Source organism: Actinomadura physcomitrii (assembly GCF_008923205.2).
GTDB lineage: Bacteria > Actinomycetota > Actinomycetes > Streptosporangiales > Streptosporangiaceae > Spirillospora > Spirillospora physcomitrii.
This window is the reverse complement of sequence record NZ_WBMS02000009.1, coordinates 61,813-83,627: the sequence shown is the minus strand read 5'-3', so window position 1 is coordinate 83,627 and position 21,815 is coordinate 61,813. Positions and strand designations below refer to the sequence as shown.

The window sequence follows — 21,815 nt, the reverse complement described above, 5'->3', positions numbered from 1 at the left end:
GCCCCCGTGCCCCCCCCCCCCCACCCCCCCCCCCCCCCGCTCCCCCCCGGGGGGGCGGGGGCCCCCCCCCCCCCCCCCCCCCCCCCCCCCCCCCCCCCCCCCCCCCCACAACTCAACGAGAGAGCCAGAGTCTGGTGTAGTCGTAGCCGGCGGCGGTGGGGACGAAGAGGGCGCCGTGGACGCGCGATGAGCGGAAGATCGTGTGCGCGCGGTCGAGGAGCGGGACGATCGCCGCGTCCGCCATGATCAGCTGGTCGGCCCGCTGCCAGTAGCCGGCCGCGCGGCCGGCGTCCGGGGCGGTGAGGGCGCCGTCGATCAGGGCGTTGACCTGCGGGTTGTCGTAGCCGCCGTAGTCGGTGGAGTTCTGCCCGTAACCGCGGCCGTCGAACAGCGGCTGGATGATCGAGCGTCCGTTGTTGCCGTACCAGTCGGGCGTCCAGCCGGGCGCGGCGATGTCCCACTGGCCCTCGCGGGCGCGCGCGGGCGTCGCGATGGTGTCGGAGTAGAACGAGCCGCCGGTGTCCGGGGTGAGCTCGGTGCGGACGCCGCACGCGGAGAGGTTCTCGGCGATGGACTGGGCGATGAGCTTGTGGACGCTGTTGGTGCGGTACGGGAACTTCAGCGTGATCTTCCGGTGGTTCGTCTTGGCGAGGAGCTGACGGCATTTGCCCGGGTCGCCGGACTCGTTCGGGGTCGGGTACGGGTTCGAGGCGGCGTAACCGGAGTTGCCGGGCGGGATTGCGGTGTGCAGCGGCTGCGCCACGGAGGGCCCGCCGACGATCTTGATGAGGGCGCTGCGGTCGACCGCGTACTCCAGCGCCTGCCGCACCGCCCGGTCGCCGAGCGCGCCGCCGTTGTTCGGGCTGCGCAGGTTGAACACCAGGTACGGGCTGTTGTTCGGGGTCTCCCGGATGGCGAAGCGCGGGTCGTCGCGCAGCCGCGGGATCGCCGACGTCGGGACGGGCTGGTCCCACGCGAGGTCGGCGGTGCCCTGCTCGATCTGCTGCTGGACCGTCTCCGCCGAGTCCTGGCCGAGGGTGATCTGGATCCGCGCGACGTGCCGCTCGCGGATCGGGTCGGTGTCCTGCTGCCAGGCCGGGTTCCGCGTCAGCAGGTAGGACATCCCCGGGCGGTACTGGGTGATCTGGTACGGGCCGTCCGAGATCAGGTGCTGGCGCAGCTGCGGGCTGTCGGGCACGTAGGCGTCGTACTCGCGCGGCGCGGCCGCCGTGAACGGCAGCGACAGCAGGTTCAGGAAGTCGCTGGCGGGGCGCTTCAAGCGGAACACCAGCGTCCGGTCGTCCTTCGCGCGGACCCCTTCGATCGGGTGGGCGCGCTGGTAGGCGGCGATCGCCCGCGCGTCCTTGGCGTCCACGCCGCCGAAGCCGCGGCAGAACGCGTCCATCCCCTTGATCGTCGAGATGTAGTAGCCCTTGCCGGCGGACGGGGACGCCGGGTTGCACAGCCGCTGGAACCCGCGGACGAAGTCCTGCGCGGTCACCGGCCGCGGCGGCGCGGTGTTCCACATGACGCCGTCGCGCAGCCGGATCGTGTAGCTGCGGCCGTCCTTGCCGACGTCGCCGTTCTCCTTGGTGGGCACCCGGGCCGCGACGTCGGCCCGCACGGGCAGGGTCTCGGCGAAGTCGTTGGACGCGCGGGTGGCGAACAGCGTCCGCGCGAACGTGCGGACGAGCCCGTACCCGCCGACGCTGGCGACGGACGCGGTGTCCAGGTGCTCGACGTCGGACGAGCCGACGATGCGCAGCGTCCCGCCGTCGCGGGGCGGGCCGTCGGCGGACGCGCCGTCGCCCCCGCCGCCGCACGCGGCCAGCCCGACCGCGAGCCCGGCGATGCCCGCCGTCACCTTGATCACCTCGCGTGCCATGTCGTCCTCCAGTCCGGCACCCGGCAGCTGGTGTGCGATAACCGGCGGTGTCACAGTAGGGCCAGAGCGTGACAAAGAGCCGCTACATCACCGTTTTCTGTAGAGAAGTAAGGACGCCCTGACAGCGGATGTCCACTGCCAGGGCGTCCTTCGAGAGCTTTGTGACGAGGCTCTCAGCGCCGCGAGGCGGGCGTCAGCGGTCGACCTCGCCGGCGATGAACTTCTCGACGGCCTGGCGGGCCTGGTCGTCGTTGTACTGCTCCGGCGGCGACTTCATGAAGTAGCTGCTGGCGGACAGGATCGGGCCGCCGATCCCGCGGTCCTTGGCGATCTTCGCGGCGCGGACAGCGTCGATGATGACGCCGGCGGAGTTCGGGGAGTCCCAGACCTCGAGCTTGTACTCCAGGTTCAGCGGGGTGTCGCCGAAGGACTTGCCCTCGAGGCGGACGTAGGCCCACTTGCGGTCGTCCAGCCACGGCACGTGGTCGGACGGGCCGATGTGCACGTCGGCCTTCGCCATCTCGTGCGGGATCTGCGAGGTGACCGACTGCGTCTTGGAGATCTTCTTGGACTGGAGCCGCTTGCGCTCCAGCATGTTCATGAAGTCCATGTTGCCGCCGAAGTTGAGCTGGTACGTGCGCAGCAGCTCGACCCCGCGGTCCTCGAAGAGCTTGGCCATGACGCGGTGCGTGATGGTGGCGCCGACCTGCGACTTGATGTCGTCGCCCACGATCGGGACGCCGGCCTCGGTGAACTTGGCGGCCCACGCGGGGTCGGAGGCGATGAACACCGGCAGCGCGTTCACGAACGCGACCTTGGCGTCGATGGCGCACTGCGCGTAGAAGCGGTCGGCCTCCTCCGAGCCCACCGGCAGGTACGACACGAGCACGTCGACCTTCGCGTCCTTGAGCGCCTGGACGACGTCGACCGGCTCGGCGTCCGACTCCTCGATGATGTCGAGGTAGTACTCGCCGAGGCCGTCGAAGGTGTGGCCGCGCTGGACGGTGACGCCGGTCGGCGGGACGTCGGCGAACTTGATGGTGTTGTTCTCGCTGGCGTGGATGGCCTCGGACAGGTCCATCCCGACCTTCTTGGCGTCCACGTCGAACGCGGCGACGAACTCGACGTCGCCGACGTGGTAGTCGCCGAACTGGACGTGCATGAGGCCGGGGACCCGCGTCTCGGGGCTCGCGTCCTTGTAGAACTCGACACCCTGGACGAGCGAAGAGGCGCAGTTGCCCACACCCACGATGGCTACGCGCACGGAACCCATCCGATTGCTCCTTAACTCTCTTGCGGTTGCGATCCTCGCCCGCCCCGGAGGGCGAACGCCACCACTGGCGGGACCTGAGGTGGTGTTCACCCGTCCCAGGTCGGGCCGCTCCTCAGCGGCCCTTGTCCCGAGGCATGTCCTTGCTGCTTTCAGATCTGGCTTGCTGTTCCTGCTCGGCCCGCTCGCGCCCGATCAGCTCGTTGAGCCAGCGGACCTCGCGCTCGACCGACTCCAGCCCGTGGTTCTGCAGCTCCAGGGTGTAGGAGTCGACCCGTTCCCGCGTCCGGCCGAGGGCGGCGCGGACGGCCTCCAGGCGCTCCTCGAGCCGGCTGCGCCGGCCTTCGAGGATGCGCAGCCGGACGTCGGCGCGGGTGTGCGAGAAGAAGGCGAAGTGCACGCCGAACCCCTCGTCCTCCCAGGACGCCGGACCGGCCTCGGTCAGCAGGTTCTGGAGCCGCTCCTTGCCGTCGGCGGTGAGCTTGTAAACGATCTTCGACCGGCGGCTCTGCAGTGCCAGCGGCGCGTTCGGCTCCTCCGGCCGGTCCTCGACGATCAGCCCGTTGGCGAGGAGCTGCTTGAGGCACGGGTAGAGGGTCCCGTAGGAGAAGGCACGGAACATGCCGAGCAGGGTGTTGAGCCGCTTGCGCAGCTCGTACCCGTGCATCGGGGACTCGTGGAGCAGGCCGAGCACGGCGAGCTCCAGCACGCCCGCGCCCTTCTTGCCCGCCATGGCGAGTCCCTCCGCAGAGTCGATGTCTCCGTTCGATGTATCGAGTGAATGTATCGGCTCGATACATCGCCAAGATACGTACCCGGCCGCATCATGGCAACCCGCCCGCCGAAAACGGGTTCTTCGCGGTGATCTACCGGGCGCGGGACGCGCGGCTTACCCTGCTCCTATGCCGGGGTCGGAGCCGCCCATCAGACGCCGGCTCGTCGTCGATTACGGGCTGGTCAAGCGCGCGGCCCTCGCGGACCTGCGGAAAGGCGCCGTCACCAGGGACGACGCGTGCGACGCGCACCCCTACCTCCTGCGCGCGGCCCGCCACCACGGCGAGCCCACCGACACCCTGTGCCCGGTCTGCCGGCGGGTGCGCCTCACCCACGTCGCCTACGTGTACGGGGACGAGCTCGGACGGTCGGCGGGACGGGCCGCGGCGGCCGCGGAACTCGCCCGATTGGACCGCGAATATGGCGAATTCAGGGTGTATGTGGTGGAAGTGTGTCAAAGTTGCGCCTGGAACCACTTGACCGTGTCCTACGTCCTCGGCCGCGGGGAGCAGCGCCCCGAGCGGTGACCAGAGAGGAGAGCAGCCGAGGAGAGGGCGTCCGACCTGCAGGAACGGTTCCGGACCCTGCCCCGTGCTCCCCCCGCTCACCAGCCCGCACAGTACCCTTCGGACGGCGCACGAGCCGCCGCGGCACCGGAGCCCCCTCCGGTGCGCACGGCCCGCCGCCCGTCGTCGTCCCCTGTTGATGAGGTCGCGTGAGTAATCCAAGCCAGCCCCGACCGGAGTCCGGGTCGCCAGGGCCGGGCGGGCACCAGATCCCCCGTCTCGGCCGCACCGGCGAACCGGAGGTCCCGGACGCCCAGCGCCGCGTCGGCGACGCCGCCGCCGGCGGACCGACGCCCCCGCCTCCGCCGGGCACGCCCGCCCAGAGCCCGGGGCCGCTCGGCTCGCCGCCGCCGCCCGTCGACCCCTCGGGGATCAAGCTCGACGCGACCGCCGTCTTCGGCCCCCCGCCGTCCGGCCCCGCCGCGCCGGCGAGCCCCCAGCCGGGCGCCGCCTTCCTCCCGGACGACCCGCTCGGCTCGTCCTTCATGGGCACCCCAGGCGCAGGCACCGGATCGGGCAGCGCCTCGAACGCCTCGAACGCCTCCAACGACTACGGCGGCGACCCGCTCGGACAAGGCCCGGCCTTCGGATCGGCCGCGTCCGCGCCCGGACCGTCCGCCGGGGACTCCCTCGGCCAGGGGCCGCTCGCCGGCCCCGCCTCCCCCGGCCCCGCCTCCCCCGGCCCCGCCTCCCCCGGCCCCGGCGAGGCCGGTCCGTCCGGCCCGCTCGGTGCTCCTCCCGGCAGCGCGAGTCCCCCGGCGGGCGGTGACGCCGGGTCCCTCACCATGCCCGACCTCCACGGCGCCGCGGTGTCCCCGCACCCCGGCCCCGGCACGCCGCAGGTGAACGGCCCCGCAGGCCCCGGCGCCCCGAACGGCCCGATGGGCTCGGGCGCCCCGGCCGGTCCGATGGGTTCTCCTGGCGGTCAGGGCGGTCCCGGCGCGGGCGCTCCGGCAGGCATCGGCGCCCCGGGGCGGCCGGGCGGTCCCGGTGGCCCGGGCGGGCCTGGGATGCAGGGCGGGCCGGCAGGGTTCGGTACGCCCGGATTGCCCGCTGGTGCCGGCGCGGGTGGTGCGGGTGGCGTCGGGGCCGCCGTGGGCGCGGGCGTGACGGCCGCGCTCGGCGCGGTCAGCGGGGTCCTCGCCAAGTTCCGCAGCGGCGGAGCGCCCGGCGGGCCCGGCAAGCCCGGCGGCCCGGGCGGTCCAGGGGGTCCCGGTGGCCCGGGCGGCCCCGGTGGGCCCGGCGGGCCGGGACGGCGGCCCGCGAAGAAGGGCTTCGTCGACCATCTGCGGTCGCGCAGCACGGGCTGGCGGCGGTTCCTCCCGTCGTGGAAGGTCGTGGCAGGGGTCTTCCTGCTCGGCGTCGCCGGCGTCGTCACCATGATCGGGGTGGCGTACGCGAACACGCCGACGCCCGCCGAGCCCACGGTGGCGGGCGTCGAGGACCAGGCGTCGATCTTCTACTACACCGACGGCACCGAGATCGGCCGGATCGGCAAGAGGCGGCAGAGCGTCGAGCTGAAGCAGGTGCCGACGTTCGTGCAGGACGCGGTGCTAGCCGCGGAGAACCGGAGCTTCCGCACCGACCCCGGGTTCTCGGTGAAGGGCACGGCCCGCGCGGTGTGGGTGAACCTGACCGGCGGCCACGGCGGCGGCTCGACGATCACGCAGCAGCTGGCGAAGAACTACTACTCCGACCCGAACAACCGGACGATGAGCCGGAAGTTCAAGGAGCTGTTCATCGCGGTGAAGCTGGACAAGAGCCGGTCCAAGGACGAGATCCTCAAGCTGTACCTGAACACGATCTACTTCGGCCGCGACACCTACGGCATCCAGGCCGCGTCCCGCGAGTACTTCGGCGTCAACGTGTGGCAGCTGAAGCCGGACCAGGCGGCGCTGCTCGGCGGCATGATCCAGGACGCGAACAAGGACCCGGCGGAGAAGGCCAACAAGGCGTACGTGACGAGCCGGTACCAGTACACGCTCAAGGGCATGGTCTCGATGGGCAAGATGTCGAAGGCCGACGCCGACAAGTACATGCAGCGCCTCCCGAAGGTGAAGGACGCGGGCACCGGCGACCAGCTGTACGGCGGCCAGCGCGGCTACATGCTGATGCGCGCGAAGGAGGAGCTGCGCCGGCAGCACATCGACCAGAAGGAGCTGACGACCAAGGGCCTGCGCGTCTACACGACGTTCGACCGCAAGCGGATGGCGATGGCGAAGAAGGCCGCCGAGCACACCGTCCCGCAGGTGAACCCGAAGAAGCTCGCGAAGAAGGGGATCCGGGTCGGGCTGGTGTCGGTGAACACCGCCAACGGCGAGGTCGTGGCGTTCTACGGCGGGCCGGACTACCTGCAGCAGGCGTTCGACAACGTGTGGAGCGGGTCGGCGCAGGCGGGGTCGGCGATGAAGCCGTACGTGCTGGCGACGGCGCTGAAGCAGAACTACAGCCTGAAGAGCATGGTCGAGGGCAAGTCGGACACCCCGATCGACATCACCACCGGCAACGTCGTGCCGAAGGGGTCGCCGAACTCGGTGACGGTGCCGAACAGCCATGACGTGGCGCCGGCCGTCGACCTCGTCACGGCGTTGAAGGAGTCGGTGAACACAGCGTTCATCCAGCTCATCGCGAAGGTGGGCGTGCCGGAGACGATCGAGACGGCGGAGGACGCCGGGGTCGCGTCCACGCTGCTGGAGGGCTACAAGCACCAGCTGAACCTGGCGCTGGGCGTCAACGACATCCGGCCGATCGAGCAGGCGGCGGGCTACCAGGCGTTCGCGAACGGCGGCGTGTACCACGAGCCGCACGTCATCCGGATCGTCAAGGAGAGCGACAACAAGACGACGCGGCTGAAGCCGAAGGTGAAGACGCGCCGGGTGTTCGACGCGAAGGTGGCGTCGGACGCGACGTACGCGCTGCAGCAGGTCGTCAAGAGCGGTACGGCGACGGCGGCGGCGCTGCCGGACGGGCGGCCCGCCGCGGGCAAGACGGGGACCACCGACCGGAACGTGTCGTCGTGGTTCATCGGGTTCGTCCCGCAGGTGTCGACCGCGGTGACGATGTACAACGACAAGCTCGGGCCGGACCACAAGAAGAAGTCGGTGGTGCTGCCGCAGATCGGCGAGGTCGAGGGCGGGACGATCCCGGCCCGCATCTGGCGGTCCTACATGGCGCAGGCGACCCGGGGCATGGACGTCGAGCCGTTCCCGAACCCGGTGTGGGGCGGCATCGTGCAGAAGTGGGCGAAGCTGCCGCCCAAGAAGAAGAAGCACGACGACCGTCCGGCGTGGTGCAACAGCCCGATCGGCAAGTTCGACCCGCGGTGCAGGGGCGACGGCGGCGGTGGCGGCGGCCAGGGGAACGGGCAGCCGTGCCAGTCGCCGTTCCAGACCGACTGTGACCCGAACAAGCCGCCGAGCGATCCGCCGCCGAAGTGGTGGTGCACGATCCACCGCGGCGACCCCGCGTGCCGCAGGCAGCGCGGCGGCGGCAACCAGCCGAACAGCGCGGCGGTGGCACCGCTGCTGCCCGTCACGAGGCCGCCGGAATGAACGGGCCGCTGAGCCGGCGGGCCGAGAGCGGTCGGGCCGCGGCTGAACCGCGGGGGCCGTCCGCTGAACCGCAGGGGCCGTCCGCGCACGTACTCATGGCCGACGGCCGGGTTTCGTCCGCAGGGAGGCGAGACCCGGCCCACCCCGGCCGTGCCCACAGACTCCTCGACGGATCGGGGTGTGACATGAGCCATGTTCGCGGAACGCCGTGCGGCGCGGCGGCGGGCATCGCGCACCCGGATCCGGCGGGGTATGCCGAGCCGCTGCGGGGCTGGTCGTCCCGCCCGGCCGGCCCCGCCCGCCACCGGTCCGGACATCCCGGACTCAACGGGCACGTTCCCGTGCGTTCGTCCGAGCCGGGGGAGGGCGTCGTTCCCTCCCCGCCCCCTACGCATCCGGGTGAGCAGTACGCTCGGACGACGCAAAGCCGTACCCCAGTTGATGAGGTCGCGTGAGCAACCCAAGCCGTTACGGACCCGAATACGGAGAGGGCCCCCCGCCCACGAGGGGCGCCCCCCGCCCCGGCGCCCAGGGCATGTCCCAGGGCGGGCCGCGCGGGGGTCAGGGCATGCCGCGCGGAGCCCAGGGGGCGCCGCGCGGATCGCAGATGGGCGCGCCGACGCCCGGGGCGCGGGTCCCGCGCGCGCCGGCGGACCCGGCGGACCCGGCGGGCCGGGCGGCCGCCGCCGGGCCGCGCCTCCGAACGCGATGCGGTCCGGTCCCGGCGGCCCGGGAGGCCCGGGCGGCCCGGGAGGACCCGGCGGGCCGGGAGGCCCCGGGGGCCCGGGCGGTCCCGGCGGCTTCGGCGGGGGCGGCGGCGGACGCAGCGGCCGGCGCGGACGGCGCAAGGACAAGCCGGAGAAGACCGGCTGGCGCAAGTACGTGCCGAACTGGAAGATCGTCACCGCGGTCGTCACGGTCGGCATCCTCGGGACCGCGACGCTGGTCGGGGTGGCCTACGCCAACACCCCGATCCCGAAGGCGACGCAGGAGGACGTGAAGAAGCAGGCGTCGGTCATCAGCTATGCCGACGGCAAGACCACGATCGCGCGGGTCGGCATGAACCGCGAGATCCTGCCGCTCTCCAAGATCCCGCCGGTCGTCCAGCACGCGGTGCTCGCCGCGGAGGACCGCGAGTTCTACAACGAGCCCGGCATCTCGCCGACCGGCATCGCCGGGGCGCTGTACCGGGCCGCGACCGGCGGCGACGTCAACGGCGCATCGACGATCACCCAGCAGCTCGCCCGCAACTACTACCAGGGCCTCAGCCAGCAGCGGACCGTCAGCCGCAAGCTCAAGGAGATCCTGATCTCCGTCCGGATGGGCAACGAGAAGTCGAAGGACTGGGTGCTCGAGCAGTACCTCAACACCGTGTTCTTCGGCCGCGACGCCTACGGCGTCCAGGCCGCCTCGCGCGCCTACTTCCACAAGACCGTCGACAAGCTCGACGCCTCGCAGGCGGCGCTGCTGGCCGCGATGATCCAGCGTCCGACGTACTTCAAGTCCTACGGTCCCGACTCCGACCCGGCGAAGCAGGCGCTCATCGCCCGCTGGAACTACGTCATCGCGGGCATGGAGAAGAAGAACTGGATCACGCCGGACGAGAAGGCCAAGGCGAAGTTCCCGCAGACGTACGAGAAGTGGAGCGACATCAAGGACACGGGGCAGACCGGGTACCTCACCGACCGTGTCATCGCGGAGCTCGCCTCGCTCGGCATCTCCAAGCAGCGCGTCCAGACCGCGGGCCTGCGGATCACCACCACGTTCGACAGGAGCCTGCAGGACTACACCGCGGTGGCGGTCAAGCAGCTGAAGAAGGAGAAGGGCTTTAACAGCACCATCCACTTCGGCCTCACCGTGGTCGACCCGAAGACCGGCGGGGTGGTCGCCGCCTACGGCGGCCCGAGCTACGCCAAGCAGCAGTTCGACGACTCCTTCCAGGGCAAGGTGCAGCCCGGTTCGTCGTTCAAGCCGATCGTGCTGGCGACCGCGCTGGACAACGGCGTCAGCCTGAAGACGACGATGGACGGCCACTACCGGCGCATCATCAACGGGACGAAGTTCACGAACGACAGCCCGTCGGAGAACGGCATCTTCGACTTGAAGGAGATGACGGCCAAGTCCATCAACACCGCCTATGTCGACCTCGGCCAGAAGGTCGGGCTCGACAAGGTGGTCGACATGGCCGAGAAGATGGGCATCCCCTCCAACACCGATGGGCTCAGCGCGAACTACACCTCGCTGCCGCTCGGTGTCATCACCGCGACGTCGGTCACGATGGCGGGCGTCTACCAAACGTTCGCCGCCGGCGGCGTGCACCGGCCGACGCACGTGATCAAGTCGATCACGGACGCGAACGGCAACCCCGTCCTGAACGACGCGGGCAAGCCGGTGAAGAAGGAGCCGTGGGCCAAGAAGGACACGCAGGTCTTCAGCTCGGGTGTCGCGGCGGACGCCACGGAGGCGATGCGCGGGGTCGTGACGCACGGCACCGGTACCGGGGCGAGCCTCGGCGCGCGTCCGGTCGCCGGTAAGACCGGTACGTCGTCGCAGAACAAGTCCGCCTGGTTCGTCGGCTACACGCCCGAACTCGTGACGGCGGTCGGCATGTGGCGTTCGACCAAGGACGGCAGGACCCAGAAGTCCCTGGTCGGCGTCGGCGGGTACAGCCAGGTTTACGGTGGTACCGTCCCGGCCGAGCTGTTCAAGATGGTCATGTTGAAGGCGCTGGAGGGCAAGGAGATCACGCCGTTCCCGCCGCCCGTCTACGGCGGCACCCTCGCCCCGTGGGCGGTCGCGAAGCCGGAGCCGACCACCTCGCCGACCAACTCCCCGTCGCCGACGAACACGCCGAACTGCGGGAACAACGGCCAGGGACAGCAGCAGAACGGGCAGCCCTGCCACAGCACCTCGCCGGGCCCGACGAACACACCGACGGGTCCGACGACGGGCGTGCCCTGCAACGGTCTGAACCTGCCGCCCGGCTGCGACCCGAACCTCCCGCCGACCGACCCGACCGCGCTGAAGCGATGGTGCCAGACGCACCCGAACAACCAGGCGTGCAAGGAAGAGGAACCGGGCAACCCGAACAATCAGAACAACAACTGAGCGAGAGCCCGAACGGAACGGCCCGGAGCCCATGGCGGCTCCGGGCCGTTCCGCTTTCCGCGGGTTCGCCCGGCGTCGTTGCCGAGGGTTCGCCGGACATCCGGACGCGCGGGCGGTGCGCGGGCGTGTTCTTTGGGCGCCGACCAATAGTCTGCTGTCCATGTCGTCGTCTTTTGAGAGGGTCGCGATGGCCGGCGCCGGGACCGGGACGGGTCCCGCGCGGGAGCGCGGCCGGATGGCGCGGCTCGCGCCGGTCCTGACGGGCGTCGCGGCCGTGGTGTGCGCGCTGGGCTGGCTGCAGAAGCAGCCGTGCGCGTCGGTGAAGTTCGACTTCATCAAGACGACGAAGCACGCCTGCTACACCGACGTGTACCCGCTGTACTACGTGCGCGGCCTGAACGACGGGAAGATCCCGTACTTCGACTCGTTCACCGGCTCGGACATCCACCACGTCGAGTACCCGGTGCTGAGCGGCGGCTTCATGCAGCTGGTCGCGTGGCTGGTCAAGCCGTTCGGGGTGGACGAGCGGGGGATGGCGTTCTACAACGTGACGGCGCTGCTGCTGGCGGTGCTGGCGGTCGTCGCGGTGCTCGCGACGGCGTACGCGGCGGGCCGCCGGTCGCTGCGGGTCGGGCTGATGGTGGCGCTGTCGCCGTCGCTGCTGCTCACCGCGTACATCAACTGGGACCTGCTGGCGGTGGCGCTGGCTGCGCTGGCGCTGGCGGCGTGGTCGGCGCGGCGCCCGGCACTGGCGGGCGCGCTGCTCGGGCTGGCGATCGCGGCGAAGTTCTACCCGCTGCTGTTCCTCGGGCCGCTGGTGCTGCTGTGCGTGCGCGCCGGGCAGTGGCGGGCGATGGGGCGGATGCTCGCGGGCACCGCGGGCGCGTGGCTGGTCGTGAACGTGCCGGTGATGGTGTTCGCGTGGGACGGCTGGGTGGAGTTCTACAGCTTCAGCCAGAAGCGCGGCATCGACTGGGGCTCGATCTTCTTCGTGCTGCAGGACCACGGGCTGTCCGGCCTCGCGACCGACACGGGCGAGCTGAACCTGGCGGGGACGGGGACGTTCCTGGTGCTCGCGGCCGGGATCGCGGTGCTCGCGCTCGCGGCGCCGCGCCGGCCGCGGCTGCCGCAGCTGATGTTCCTGGTGCTGGTCGCGTTCATGCTGCCGAACAAGGTCTGGTCGCCGCAGTACGTGCTGTGGCTGCTGCCGCTCGCGGTGCTGGCGCGGCCGAAGCTGCCGGCGTTCGTGCTCTGGCAGGCCGGGGAGCTCGTCTACTTCTTCGGCATCTGGTGGTACCTGATGTCGGTGTCGCTGCAGGTCCCGGGCGCGGACCTGCCGTCGACGCTGTCGGCGGCGGCGCATCTCGGCGCGCCGGAGGGCGGCATCGGCCACGACGTGTACACGATCGCGCTGCTCGCCCGGTTCGTCACGGTGCTGGCGATGGCGCTGCTGGTGGTGTGGGACGTCCTGCGCCCGTCCGGCGACACCGTGCGGACGGGCGGCGAGGACGATCCGGCGGGCGGGGTGCTCGACGGCGCGGACGACGTGGTGTCGCTGCGCCGGTGGCGCGGCGCCCGGCACCACCTCGCGGTCGACCCGGTCTGACACCGCGGCGCCGGGGTCAGCGGCGCCGGGGTCAGCGGCGCAGGGCGGCGATGAACCACGCGCTCGCCTTCTCGATCGTGATCTCGGTGAGGCGGGGCCAGCCGTCCTGCGCGGTGCCGCGCGCGGACTCCTCGGCCTGGAACTCCGCCATCCGCCGGACCGCGGCGCGGAAACCGGGGTCGCCGACCAGTTCGGCCAGCTCCACCCACGCCTCGACCTGCCCGGGCGACGGGGCGTCGGGCAGCTCGGGCAGCGCCGCCCGCATCTTCGCGGCGAACCCGGGGTTCACCTCCAGCCCGGCGAACGTCTCGTCGATGCGAGCGGTCGGAGAAACTCGGTGGCGTTCACGTTCGTTGGCCTACGCGATGGCCGGATCGGGCCCCGGGCGTCGTGCCAGGTCAGCCGCGGTTGCGAGGGGATCGCCGCGACGATTGCGGCGACTTGAGGATTTCGTAGGTGAATGCCGGGGATGATCGCGGCCGGTGGGGCGAGCGGCCCCGGGACGTCCCGCGTGCGCGGGAGCACGACCACCGGGAGACGACGTGAACGCGAATCGAGCACTGGACGAGCTGCTCGCCGGGCGGCTGCGGCCGGGCGTCTACCAGTGGCGGACGCCCGCCGTCCCCGGCGCCGTCGGCGACACGTCCTGGACGGAACGGGCCGAGGAGGCGGGCTGGCACGCCGTCCACCTGGACGGGCGCCGGGCTCACGACAAGGACGCGTTCCTGCGGGTGTGCGCGGACGCCTTCGCGTTCCCCGACTGGTTCGGCGCCAACTGGGACGCGCTGGAGGACTGCCTGTCCGACCTGTCGTGGACGCCCGCCAAGAGCGGCTACCTCGTCCTCTACGAGTCGTGGGCGGAGCTCGCCGACGCCGACCAGGGCGCCTTCCGGACCGTCCTGGACGTCTTCGGAAACGCGGTCAAGGCCTGGCGGGACACGCCTACGCCCATGGTGGTGCTGCTGGCGAGCGTGGGCGTGGAGATCGCGGGCGTCCCCCGGCTCGCGTCCTGACCGAGGGCGCGCCCCTTTGCTAGTACGTGGTGCCGGACGTCGCGGCGCTGCCGAACACGATCGCCCACAGCCAGATGTAGAAGATCCAGAAGATCGCCCAGCCGGCGGTGACGATGTAGCCGAGGATCAGGCCGGCGACGGCCATCCCCGAGCCCTCCTCGCGCGTCCGCTTGATCTGGCTCTGCGCGACGTGCCCGAAGATGATCGCGAGCACGGAGGTCAGGCCGCAGCTGACGAAACCGACCAGGCCCAGCACCATCGACGCGGTCGCCATGCCGTTGGTGCCGCGGGAGGCCGGCACGCTGCTGCCGCTGTAGTAGTGGTGCTGGACGGGCGGCTGCGAGTACGGCTGGGGAGCGTAGGGGTCGTTCGACCCGTAACCGTAGGGATCGTACGGGGGCTGGGCCATGGGGGCTCCCGATCGGTTCGCGCGCCCGCCGCCGAGAGGACGCGCGTGCGCTGATGAGCTGGGGTTCCGGATTATGCCAGTGTGACGTGCCATCGCGAGTTTGTCGCCATGCCGGTCGTCACTGGGTTGGATGCCCGGCGCGCCGTCCGGGTTCCACGGGTGGCCTGATCTTGCCAGCCGGGCCTGCCGGGCCTGCCGGGGCCGCCGGGCCTGCCGGGCTTGTCGGGTCAGACCTTGTCGCGCAGCCAGGCGATGTCGTCGGCCTGCCCGGCGGCGGGCGTCTCCACCACGACCGGCGCGTCCGCGGCCCGCACCACGGCCAGGATCAGCTCGGGGTCGATGCTGCCGCTGCCGAGGTTGGCGTGCCGGTCGGCGCCGGAGCCGAACGCGTCCCGGCTGTCGTTGCAGTGCACGAGGTCGATGCGGCCGGTTATGGCCTTGATCCGGTCGACGGCGTCGACCAGCTCCTCGCCGGCGGCGTGCGCGTGGCAGGTGTCGAGGCAGAAGCCGAGCTTGTCGTCCAGCCCCGGCACGCCGGACAGCACCTCCCACAGGCGGGCGATCCGGTCGAACTTGCGGGCCATGGCGTTGCCGCCGCCCGCGGTGTTCTCGATGAGCACCGGGATCGGGCACTCGGTGCGCTCGAACACCTTGCGCCAGTTCTCGAAGCCGGTCTCGGGGTCGTCGTCCTTCAGCACGTGCCCGCCGTGCACGATCAGGCCCTTCGCGCCGACCGACGCGGCCGCGTCGAGCTGCTGCGCGAGGTTCTTGCGGCTCGGGATCCGGATCCGGTTGTTGGACGTCGCCACGTTGATCGTGTAGGGGGCGTGCACGTAGACGTCCACGCCGGAGCCCTCCAGCGCCTCGACGCCCTCCGGCAGGACGGGCTTCTTCCAGCCCTGCGGGTCGCCCAGGAAGAACTGGACGACGTCGGCTCCGACCGCGCGGGCGTTGTCGAGCGGGTTGGTCTGGTCGACGTGGGCTCCGATGCGCATGGCACCGAGGTTAGCCGCGCCCTCCGACGTTTCGCCCCGCAACGCGCCCCGCGGCCGGAGCGTCCTGGCCCGGTGTGCGTCGCTGCAGGCATGCGGAAACCACCTCCGGCGGGGGCCGGAGGCGCGGTCGCACCGGGCCGGCGGGGACGGCGCCCGGCCCGGCGCCGGGGGCGGTGCGGTCAGGGCGCGGGGGGCGGTGCGGTCAGATCGAGAAGCCGCCGTGGCTGATCGCGAAGCCGGCGCCGACGAACGAGCCCACCATGCCGATGACGTTCAGCCAGCGCTCGTTGGTCGTCGCCGAGATCATCTGCGAGACGAGCGCGAGCGGCAGGCCGATGATGCCGACCACCAGGCCGACGAAGTGGGCCGCGGGAACGCCCCCGCCGAGGACGAGCGCGGCGATCCCCAGCGTGAACGCCAGGACGGCGAGGACGTCCTGGAGCCGGTGGCTCTCGGCCTCGGCCCGGCTCCCGGTGGTCGCGTGCCCAGTGCCGGCTACCTGCTCTGGCATCCGGACCTCCTCACTTCGTGGTGCCCCGCGCGGTGCGCATGGTGAACGCGGGACCGGACGGACCATGTGCAGAAAAAATGCCCAGCCGACCGGAAGATCAACCGGGGCGGGCGCTCGGAAATGTCGGCATCACCCGGTACGGTCGAACATGGATTCGAGAACACCGGCCGGGATCCGGGGGGACGCCGGGTCCGGGAGGAGCACACCGTGAGGGAGAGCGTGCCGGCCCGCGCGGGCCGGGGAGCGGAGGCGAGGCGATGAACTCCAGCGAACTCGGGGTCATCGGCGACGCGGAGCTCGTCGAGGAGCTGTCCATGCTGACGACCCAGACGGCCCGGATGCGGGCCCGGATGGCCGACATCATGGCGGAGCTGGAGCGGCGGCGGCGCAGAGCCCCCGGCCATCCGGCCGCCTGCCGCTAGCCGCGGCCCCGATACCCGGTCCCCCGTGGCCGCGGGTCCCGATCTCCGCGGCCCGCGGCCCGGTCTCCCCGCGGCCCGGTCTCCCCGCGGCCCTCGCGGCCTCCGGAGGCCCGGAACCGGCTCGTACGCTGCCGACTGTTGGTAGCCTGTACCGGTCTCGCGGCAGGTGCGCACCCGGCTGATCCGGGTCCGGCGCGGCCGCGGGGGACGCAAGAGCCCTCCTGTCACGGAGAGACCGTGACCGCCAGTCCAGAGGAGGTAGGGACACAGCATGCGTCGATACGAACTGATGGCGATCCTCGACCCCGGCATCGACGAGCGCACCGCGAACGCGGCGCTCGACCCGTTCCTGAAGGTCGTCAAGGACGGCGGCGGCAGCGTCGAGAAGGTCGACGTCTGGGGCCGGCGGCGCCTGGCGTACGACATCCAGAAGAAGTCCGAAGGCATCTACGCGGTGGTCGACCTGTCGGCTGAGCCTGCCACGGTCAAGGAGCTCGACCGGCAGCTCAACCTGAGCGAGTCGATCCTCCGTACCAAGGTCATCCGCCCCGAGGTCCACTGAGCCCGGCTCAGCCCTCACACCAGCCGGAGCGAGCCCCATGGCAGGCGACACCGTAATCACGATCGTCGGGAACCTCGTCGAGGACCCGAACCTGCGCTTCACCCCCAGCGGCCAGGCGGTCGCGTCCTTCCGCATCGCCTCGACGCCGCGGTTCTTCGACCGCCAGTCGAACGACTGGAAGGACGGCGAGGCGCTCTTCCTCACCTGCAACGTCTGGCGGCAGGCCGCCGAGAACGTGGCCGAGACCCTGCAGCGCGGCATGCGGGTGATCGTGCAGGGCCGGCTCAAGCAGCGCTCGTACGAGACCCGCGAGGGTGAGAAGCGCACCGTCTTCGAGATCGAGGTCGACGAGGTCGGCCCGTCGCTGCGCAACGCCACCGCCAAGGTCAACAAGACCCAGCGGCAGGGCGGCGGCGGTGGCTTCGGAGGCGGCGGCCAGGGCGGCGGCGGCTTCGGCGGCGGTGGCCAGGGCGGCGGTTTCGGTGACGGCGGCCAGGGCGGCGGCGGCTTCGGCGGCGGCCAGCAGGGCGGCCAGGCCAACGACCCCTGGGCGACCGGCGGCGGCGGTGGGGGCGGCGGGTTCTCCGACGACCCGCCCTTCTAACCGCTCTTCCAACCGCACAGCAAGACCAGCGACATTTCCACGTCCATTCCCGCGTGAGCGGGGCTCTCTCTAAGGAGCACCACGATGGCGAAGCCACCTCCCCGCAAGCCGAAGAAGAAGGTTTGCGTTTTCTGCCAGGAGAAGATCTCCTACGTCGACTACAAGGACACGGGCCTGCTGCGGAAGTTCATCTCCGACCGCGGCAAGATCCGTGCCCGGCGGGTGACCGGCAACTGCACCCAGCACCAGCGGGACGTCGCCACGGCGATCAAGAACGCCCGCGAGATGGCGCTGCTGCCGTACACCAGCACCGCGCGCTGAGGCCGGGGGTAACGATCATGAAGCTCATCCTGACCCAGCAGGTCTCCGGGCTCGGCGAGCCCGGCGACGTCATCGAGGTCCGCGACGGCTACGGCCGCAACTACCTCGTCCCGCGCGGGTTCGCCATCCAGTGGACCCGGGGCGCCGAGAAGCAGATCGACTCGATCAAGAAGGCGCGCGCGGCCCGCGAGATCGCGACCGTCGAGCACGCCAAGGAGGTCGCCGGCCAGCTGGCGGCGCTGCGCGTGACGCTGCGCACCCGCACCGGCAGCAACGGCCGCCTGTTCGGCGCCGTGACCGCCGCGGACATCGCTGAGGCGGTGCGCGCGGCCGACGGTCCCGAGCTGGACCGCCGCCGGATCGAGATCGGCAACCCGATCAAAACGGTCGGCACCCACCGCGTCAGCGTGCGGCTGCACAGCGACGTCAACGCCACGATCGACGTCAACGTCGTCGAGGCCTGAGGTCCGCCTGGGGCCCGGTGCCTTCGCCTGAGCGCGGAGCGTCCCGGGCCTGAGGCAGGCCGCGCCGGTCCGTCGGCGCACGCGTTCAGGACGGCCCTCGCGTACCGGGATCAACCCGGACGCGGGGGTCGTTCCGCGTCCGGGGCGGCGCGCGTTTCCGGTCCGCATCGCCTCTCGTCCCCGCAATCTCTTGCACAAGAACAGGGCGGGCACGTCCCGTATCTCTCTGGGTTTCATGTGAAACGTCCCTGAACCGCCCGGTGTTTGGTGATCGTCTGAGCGGCCATGACGTTCCGTGATCAGATCATCGCGGGGCGAAGGGGGACGGTGTTGATCGCGCAATCGGGGGACGGCGCGGCCGGACGGGAACGCGACATGACGGCCGTGGCGGCCGTGACGCGGCGGTCGGTGATCGGCGGCGCGGTGGGCGCGGGGCTGCTGGAGGTTTTGGCGTTCGGCTCGCCGTTCGGCGGCAGTGCGATGGCGGACGGAGCCCCGGCGGGTCCGGACCTGGACGGCGTCACGGGTGCGGTGCCGCCCGCCCCGGCGGCCGGCCGCCTGCTCGACGCGCAGGCGCCCCTGTTCACGGCGGACGCGCCGCACATCTACACGCGCGCGCAGTGGAAGGCTCGAGCCCCCAAGCGTCCGGCCAAGGTCCTGGACCGCGCGCCGGACCACATCATCGTGCACCACACCGACACGGGGAACTCCACCAACTACTCGTTAGGGCACGCGTTCAGCCTGTCCCGCTACATCCAGAACTTCCACATGGACAAGCGCGGCTGGGACGACACCGGGCAGCAGCTCACGATCAGCCGGGGCGGTGTCGTGATGGAGGGCCGCAACCGGAGCCTGGCGTCGATCCGGTCCGGTGACCTGGTGGTGGGCGCCCAGGCGCTGCACAATAACGAGCACACCCTCGGCATCGAGAACGAGGGCAACTACATGAGGGCGGCGCCCCCCGGCCGCCTGTGGGCCTCCCTGCTGGAGGTGTGCGTGTGGCTCTGCCGGGAGTACGACCTCGACCCGGGCGAGGCCATCGTCGGGCACCGCGACTACAACGACACCTCGTGTCCGGGCGACGCGCTGTACTCGCGGCTGCCGGCGCTGCGCAGGGCGGTCGCGGACCGGCTGGAGGGCTCGGCGGTGGCGTCGAAGCCGAGGGGCAGACCGAAGCACAAGCCCAAGGGCAAGCCCAAGGCGCCGCCGAAGCCTGGCGGCGGCCATGACTATGGGAACCCGACCCAGTACTACCAGGGCGACGGCGACTGGCCCGGGCTGCTGAACCTGAACTGGTGATCCGGCACGGCCGGCGCGCGGCCGAGACGCGGGGCGGGGCGGTCAGTTCTCGGGCGTGGTGTAGCGGGTGCGGCGGCGGGCGATCTCGGGGTCGATGCCCTCGACCAGCGACCAGATGCAGGCGATGCGTTCCACCAGCGTCTCGGGCGGCAGCCCGGCCAGGCCCTCCGCCGCGAGGTCGTCGATCGCCTGCGTGAGCCGGGCCATCCGCTCGCCGTGGGTGGAACACATGTTCGAATAGTAGCGAGCGGGGCGGGGGAGGCGGGTGGGCTTGCGGAAATCCCTCCGCCTCCCCGGCGCGCCGGCCCGTCAGGCCACCGGGACCCGGGCGGCGCCGTACCAGCGGGTCAGCGCGTCCCCGGCCATGATCGACTCCTGGACGCGGGCGACGGCGTCGCCGAGCCCGCGCCGGTCGAGCATCTCGCCGACGCGCCCGTGGATCGCGCCGGCCTTCGCGCGCCGGTCCACCTCGGCGAGCCGGTCCAGGACGACCACCTCCACGGCAGCCGGCCCACCGCCGACCGGGCGCCCGCCGTCGAGGGCATGCTCCGCGTGCTGTGCGACGCCGGGTTCACCCCCGGCGAGGCGCTGCTCAACCTGCTCGTCGCCACCGACTACGTCGGCGGCGCCGTCCTCGAGGAGCAGGCCGGACGCGACCGGGACGACGACGGGCTCGAACGCCTCGAGGGCGCGCCGTCCGCCAGCGGCCTGCTCGGCCGGGCCGTCGCCGAGGTCCCGGGCTCGGACGAGGCGTTCGAGTACGGGCTGGGCCTGCTCATCGACGGCATGCGCGCGCGCCTCGCCGCCCGGGGGACGGCTACCGGACCGCGCCCGTCACCATCCACCGGTCGCCCCGCGCCCGCAGACCCAGCGTGACCATCCGCGTCGCCATCCACAGCCCGATCGCCGCCCACAGCCCGACGATCCCCGCGTCCGCCCCGTACAGCAGCAGCGCCGCCGGAAGGAACACGACGGTCGCGACCAGGGTCGTCACCGCCAGATACGCGCCGTCGCCCGCCCCGATCAGGATCCCGTCCAGGACGAACACCACGCCCGCGACCGGCTGCAGCACCGCCACCAGCACCAGCGACACCAGCAGCAGATGCCGCACGTCGCCGTCCGAGGTGAACAGGTCCGGCAGCCACGGCCGCACCGCCAGCACCGCCAGCCCGAACACCACCCCGCACGCCACGCCCCAGCTCACCATCCGGCGCGTGACGGCCCGCGTTCCGGACACGTCCGCCGCGCCCAGATACCGTCCGGTGATCGCCTGGCCGGCGATCGCGATCGCGTCCAGCGCGAACGCCAGCAGCGTCCACACCTGGAACCCCACCTGGTACGCGGCGATCTCCGCGTCGCCCATCCGGGCGGCGACCGACGTCCCGACGATCAGCACCATCCGCAGCGCCGCCGTCCGCAGCAGCAGCCTGAAACCGGCCGTCGCGGACGTCCGCAACCCGGCCCAGTCCGGGCGGACCGGAGCGCCCTCCCGGCGCGCCGCACGCAGCACCACTGCCGCGTACACCGCCGCGCTGCCGGTCTGCGCGAGCACCGTGCCCCACGCCGATCCGGCGATCCCCCACCCGAGCGCCAGCACGAACACCGCGTTGAGCAGCAGGTTCAGCGTGAACCCGCCGATCGAGACGGCCAGCGGCGTGCGGGTGTCCTGCAGGCCGCGCAGCACGCCCGTCCCGGCCAGCACCACCAGCATCGAGGGGATCCCGAACAGGCTGATCCGCAGGTAGGTCTCCGCGAACGGCGCCACCGCGGCGGACGCGCCGAACGCGTCCACGATCGGCGGGATCAGCGGCCACCCCGCCGCGATCAGCACCGCGCCGATCGCGACCGCCAGCCACATCCCGTCGATGCCCTGCCGCACCGCCGCCCGCCGGTCCCCCGCGCCGATCCGCCGCGCGACGCCCGCCGTCGTGCCGTAGGCGAGGAACACGCACAGGTACACCAGCGTGTTCAGGGCCTGCCCGGCGACGCCGAGCCCGCCGAGCTGCGCCGTCCCGAGGTGCCCCACGATCGCCGAGTCGGACAGCAGGAACAGCGGTTCCGCCACCAGGGCGCCGAACGCGGGCACCGCCAGCCGCAGGATCTCGCGGTCATGCCGGCCCGCCCGGAACCTCACCATGCGCTCCCCGGCCTCTGTAACTCTTCAAAGAAGTTCACACCTTACAGCACCCGGATCGGCCGACTTTCTCTCCCCCACACCCGGTGGACGGCGTTTCCGCAGCTCACAACCGTTCCGTTAAGGCAGCGAACGAACTTTCCCCAGAGTTGTCCACAGGTCGTGCACAACGTATCCCGCGTGTCTGCACAGGTATTCCACAGGTCTGTCCACAAGACGCTTTGCCCCCGCCCGCGTGGGCTCGCGAGAATGTCGGACGCCTGAGGTAGACGTGAGATGAACGGCCGGCGAGGGGCGGACGGGGCGCCCGGCGGCCGGGGA

At 71.8% G+C, this 21,815-nt stretch carries 22 protein-coding genes; 12 read left to right on the top strand and 10 right to left on the bottom strand.

Annotated features, from left to right (window positions below):
- Positions 1-112 precede the first annotated feature (112 nt).
- The 3 genes from F8568_RS13525 to F8568_RS13515 form a co-directional block, all read right to left on the bottom strand.
- Positions 113-1,885, bottom strand: a complete 1,773-nt coding sequence (locus tag F8568_RS13525; RefSeq protein ID WP_151593890.1) for an ABC transporter substrate-binding protein — start codon at positions 1,883-1,885, stop codon at positions 113-115.
- 193 nt (positions 1,886-2,078) lie between these two features.
- Positions 2,079-3,158: an inositol-3-phosphate synthase gene (locus F8568_RS13520; protein ID WP_151593889.1), complete on the bottom strand. Its 1,080-nt coding sequence runs from the start codon at positions 3,156-3,158 to the stop codon at positions 2,079-2,081.
- Between the two features lie 112 nt (positions 3,159-3,270).
- Complete coding sequence (locus F8568_RS13515; protein WP_151593888.1) at positions 3,271-3,888, bottom strand: PadR family transcriptional regulator; 618 nt, start codon at positions 3,886-3,888, stop codon at positions 3,271-3,273.
- Between the two features lie 169 nt (positions 3,889-4,057).
- Between F8568_RS13515 and F8568_RS13510 the strand changes: the two genes are divergently transcribed.
- From F8568_RS13510 to F8568_RS13495, 4 genes are all read left to right on the top strand, one after another.
- Positions 4,058-4,456, top strand: a complete 399-nt coding sequence (locus F8568_RS13510; protein WP_151593887.1) for a DUF5318 family protein — start codon at positions 4,058-4,060, stop codon at positions 4,454-4,456.
- A 188-nt stretch (positions 4,457-4,644) separates the two neighbouring features.
- Complete coding sequence (locus tag F8568_RS50330) at positions 4,645-8,046, top strand: transglycosylase domain-containing protein (RefSeq protein ID WP_151593886.1); 3,402 nt, start codon at positions 4,645-4,647, stop codon at positions 8,044-8,046.
- Between the two features lie 708 nt (positions 8,047-8,754).
- Positions 8,755-11,154 (top strand): transglycosylase domain-containing protein, encoded by a 2,400-nt coding sequence (locus F8568_RS13500; protein ID WP_151593885.1) that lies wholly within the window; start codon positions 8,755-8,757, stop codon positions 11,152-11,154.
- A gap of 160 nt (positions 11,155-11,314) precedes the next feature.
- The gene (locus F8568_RS13495) at positions 11,315-12,760 is read left to right on the top strand and encodes a glycosyltransferase family 87 protein (RefSeq protein ID WP_236008716.1); all 1,446 of its coding nucleotides are present in this window, start codon (positions 11,315-11,317) and stop codon (positions 12,758-12,760) included.
- Positions 12,761-12,791: 31 nt separating this feature from the next.
- Here F8568_RS13495 and F8568_RS46750 read toward each other — a convergent pair whose 3' ends face one another.
- Complete coding sequence (locus F8568_RS46750; RefSeq protein WP_151593884.1) at positions 12,792-13,049, bottom strand: hypothetical protein; 258 nt, start codon at positions 13,047-13,049, stop codon at positions 12,792-12,794.
- Positions 13,050-13,302: 253 nt separating this feature from the next.
- On the opposite strand from F8568_RS46750, the gene F8568_RS48050 reads away from it, so the two are divergent.
- On the top strand, positions 13,303-13,773 hold the full coding sequence (locus tag F8568_RS48050; RefSeq protein WP_160573609.1) for a barstar family protein: 471 nt from the start codon (positions 13,303-13,305) through the stop codon (positions 13,771-13,773).
- A 19-nt stretch (positions 13,774-13,792) separates the two neighbouring features.
- On the opposite strand, the gene F8568_RS13485 is transcribed toward F8568_RS48050, so the two are convergent.
- The 3 genes from F8568_RS13485 to F8568_RS13475 all read right to left on the bottom strand — a co-directional run bounded on the left by F8568_RS13485 (position 13,793) and on the right by F8568_RS13475 (position 15,688).
- A complete protein-coding gene (locus tag F8568_RS13485; RefSeq protein ID WP_151593882.1) occupies positions 13,793-14,182 on the bottom strand; it encodes a DUF4190 domain-containing protein in 390 nt (129 codons plus the stop codon).
- Between the two features lie 227 nt (positions 14,183-14,409).
- Positions 14,410-15,177, bottom strand: coding sequence for a deoxyribonuclease IV (locus tag F8568_RS13480; protein WP_151593881.1), 768 nt, complete (start codon positions 15,175-15,177; stop codon positions 14,410-14,412).
- A gap of 202 nt (positions 15,178-15,379) precedes the next feature.
- Positions 15,380-15,688 carry a hypothetical protein gene (locus F8568_RS13475; RefSeq protein WP_151593880.1) on the bottom strand — a complete coding sequence of 103 codons (309 nt, stop codon included), beginning with the start codon at positions 15,686-15,688 and terminating at the stop codon, positions 15,380-15,382.
- Positions 15,689-15,945: 257 nt separating this feature from the next.
- On the opposite strand from F8568_RS13475, the gene F8568_RS46745 reads away from it, so the two are divergent.
- From F8568_RS46745 to F8568_RS13450, 6 genes are all read left to right on the top strand, one after another.
- Positions 15,946-16,110, top strand: a complete 165-nt coding sequence (locus F8568_RS46745) for a hypothetical protein (protein ID WP_202124909.1) — start codon at positions 15,946-15,948, stop codon at positions 16,108-16,110.
- Positions 16,111-16,381: 271 nt separating this feature from the next.
- Positions 16,382-16,672 (top strand): 30S ribosomal protein S6, encoded by a 291-nt coding sequence (gene rpsF, locus F8568_RS13470; protein WP_151540987.1) that lies wholly within the window; start codon positions 16,382-16,384, stop codon positions 16,670-16,672.
- Positions 16,673-16,709: 37 nt separating this feature from the next.
- A complete protein-coding gene (locus F8568_RS13465; RefSeq protein WP_151593879.1) occupies positions 16,710-17,276 on the top strand; it encodes a single-stranded DNA-binding protein in 567 nt (188 codons plus the stop codon).
- Positions 17,277-17,360: 84 nt separating this feature from the next.
- Complete coding sequence (rpsR, locus tag F8568_RS13460; protein ID WP_019631633.1) at positions 17,361-17,597, top strand: 30S ribosomal protein S18; 237 nt, start codon at positions 17,361-17,363, stop codon at positions 17,595-17,597.
- 17 nt (positions 17,598-17,614) lie between these two features.
- On the top strand, positions 17,615-18,061 hold the full coding sequence (rplI, locus tag F8568_RS13455) for a 50S ribosomal protein L9 (protein WP_151540985.1): 447 nt from the start codon (positions 17,615-17,617) through the stop codon (positions 18,059-18,061).
- Positions 18,062-18,388: 327 nt separating this feature from the next.
- Positions 18,389-19,360 carry a peptidoglycan recognition protein family protein gene (locus F8568_RS13450; RefSeq protein ID WP_328600858.1) on the top strand — a complete coding sequence of 324 codons (972 nt, stop codon included), beginning with the start codon at positions 18,389-18,391 and terminating at the stop codon, positions 19,358-19,360.
- A 42-nt stretch (positions 19,361-19,402) separates the two neighbouring features.
- Here F8568_RS13450 and F8568_RS13445 read toward each other — a convergent pair whose 3' ends face one another.
- Both F8568_RS13445 and F8568_RS50325 read right to left on the bottom strand, forming a co-directional pair.
- Positions 19,403-19,591, bottom strand: coding sequence for a hypothetical protein (locus tag F8568_RS13445; RefSeq protein WP_151593878.1), 189 nt, complete (start codon positions 19,589-19,591; stop codon positions 19,403-19,405).
- A gap of 78 nt (positions 19,592-19,669) precedes the next feature.
- A complete protein-coding gene (locus F8568_RS50325; RefSeq protein WP_151593877.1) occupies positions 19,670-19,861 on the bottom strand; it encodes a hypothetical protein in 192 nt (63 codons plus the stop codon).
- Between F8568_RS50325 and F8568_RS13435 the strand changes: the two genes are divergently transcribed.
- Positions 19,796-20,236, top strand: coding sequence for a TetR/AcrR family transcriptional regulator C-terminal domain-containing protein (locus tag F8568_RS13435; RefSeq protein WP_328600857.1), 441 nt, complete (start codon positions 19,796-19,798; stop codon positions 20,234-20,236). The genes F8568_RS50325 and F8568_RS13435 overlap by 66 nt on opposite strands.
- Here F8568_RS13435 and F8568_RS13430 read toward each other — a convergent pair.
- Positions 20,178-21,497: an MATE family efflux transporter gene (locus F8568_RS13430; RefSeq protein ID WP_151593875.1), complete on the bottom strand. Its 1,320-nt coding sequence runs from the start codon at positions 21,495-21,497 to the stop codon at positions 20,178-20,180. The two genes, F8568_RS13435 and F8568_RS13430, sit on opposite strands and share 59 nt — an antisense overlap.
- Positions 21,498-21,815: the final 318 nt, after the last annotated feature.

Coding starts and splice junctions, on each gene's coding strand:
- F8568_RS13520 (WP_151593889.1), bottom strand. CDS start 3,158: ATGGGTTCCGTGCGCGTAGCCATCGTGGGTGTGGGCAACTGCGCCTCT.
- F8568_RS13475 (WP_151593880.1), bottom strand. CDS start 15,688: ATGCCAGAGCAGGTAGCCGGCACTGGGCACGCGACCACCGGGAGCCGG.
- F8568_RS13445 (WP_151593878.1), bottom strand. CDS start 19,591: ATGTGTTCCACCCACGGCGAGCGGATGGCCCGGCTCACGCAGGCGATC.
- F8568_RS13515 (WP_151593888.1), bottom strand. CDS start 3,888: ATGGCGGGCAAGAAGGGCGCGGGCGTGCTGGAGCTCGCCGTGCTCGGC.
- F8568_RS13480 (WP_151593881.1), bottom strand. CDS start 15,177: ATGCGCATCGGAGCCCACGTCGACCAGACCAACCCGCTCGACAACGCC.
- rpsR (WP_019631633.1), top strand. CDS start 17,361: ATGGCGAAGCCACCTCCCCGCAAGCCGAAGAAGAAGGTTTGCGTTTTC.
- F8568_RS13465 (WP_151593879.1), top strand. CDS start 16,710: ATGGCAGGCGACACCGTAATCACGATCGTCGGGAACCTCGTCGAGGAC.
- rpsF (WP_151540987.1), top strand. CDS start 16,382: ATGCGTCGATACGAACTGATGGCGATCCTCGACCCCGGCATCGACGAG.
- F8568_RS13485 (WP_151593882.1), bottom strand. CDS start 14,182: ATGGCCCAGCCCCCGTACGATCCCTACGGTTACGGGTCGAACGACCCC.
- F8568_RS13430 (WP_151593875.1), bottom strand. CDS start 21,497: ATGGTGAGGTTCCGGGCGGGCCGGCATGACCGCGAGATCCTGCGGCTG.
- F8568_RS13495 (WP_236008716.1), top strand. CDS start 11,315: ATGTCGTCGTCTTTTGAGAGGGTCGCGATGGCCGGCGCCGGGACCGGG.
- F8568_RS13500 (WP_151593885.1), top strand. CDS start 8,755: ATGCGGTCCGGTCCCGGCGGCCCGGGAGGCCCGGGCGGCCCGGGAGGA.
- F8568_RS46745 (WP_202124909.1), top strand. CDS start 15,946: ATGAACTCCAGCGAACTCGGGGTCATCGGCGACGCGGAGCTCGTCGAG.
- F8568_RS13525 (WP_151593890.1), bottom strand. CDS start 1,885: ATGGCACGCGAGGTGATCAAGGTGACGGCGGGCATCGCCGGGCTCGCG.
- F8568_RS13510 (WP_151593887.1), top strand. CDS start 4,058: ATGCCGGGGTCGGAGCCGCCCATCAGACGCCGGCTCGTCGTCGATTAC.
- rplI (WP_151540985.1), top strand. CDS start 17,615: ATGAAGCTCATCCTGACCCAGCAGGTCTCCGGGCTCGGCGAGCCCGGC.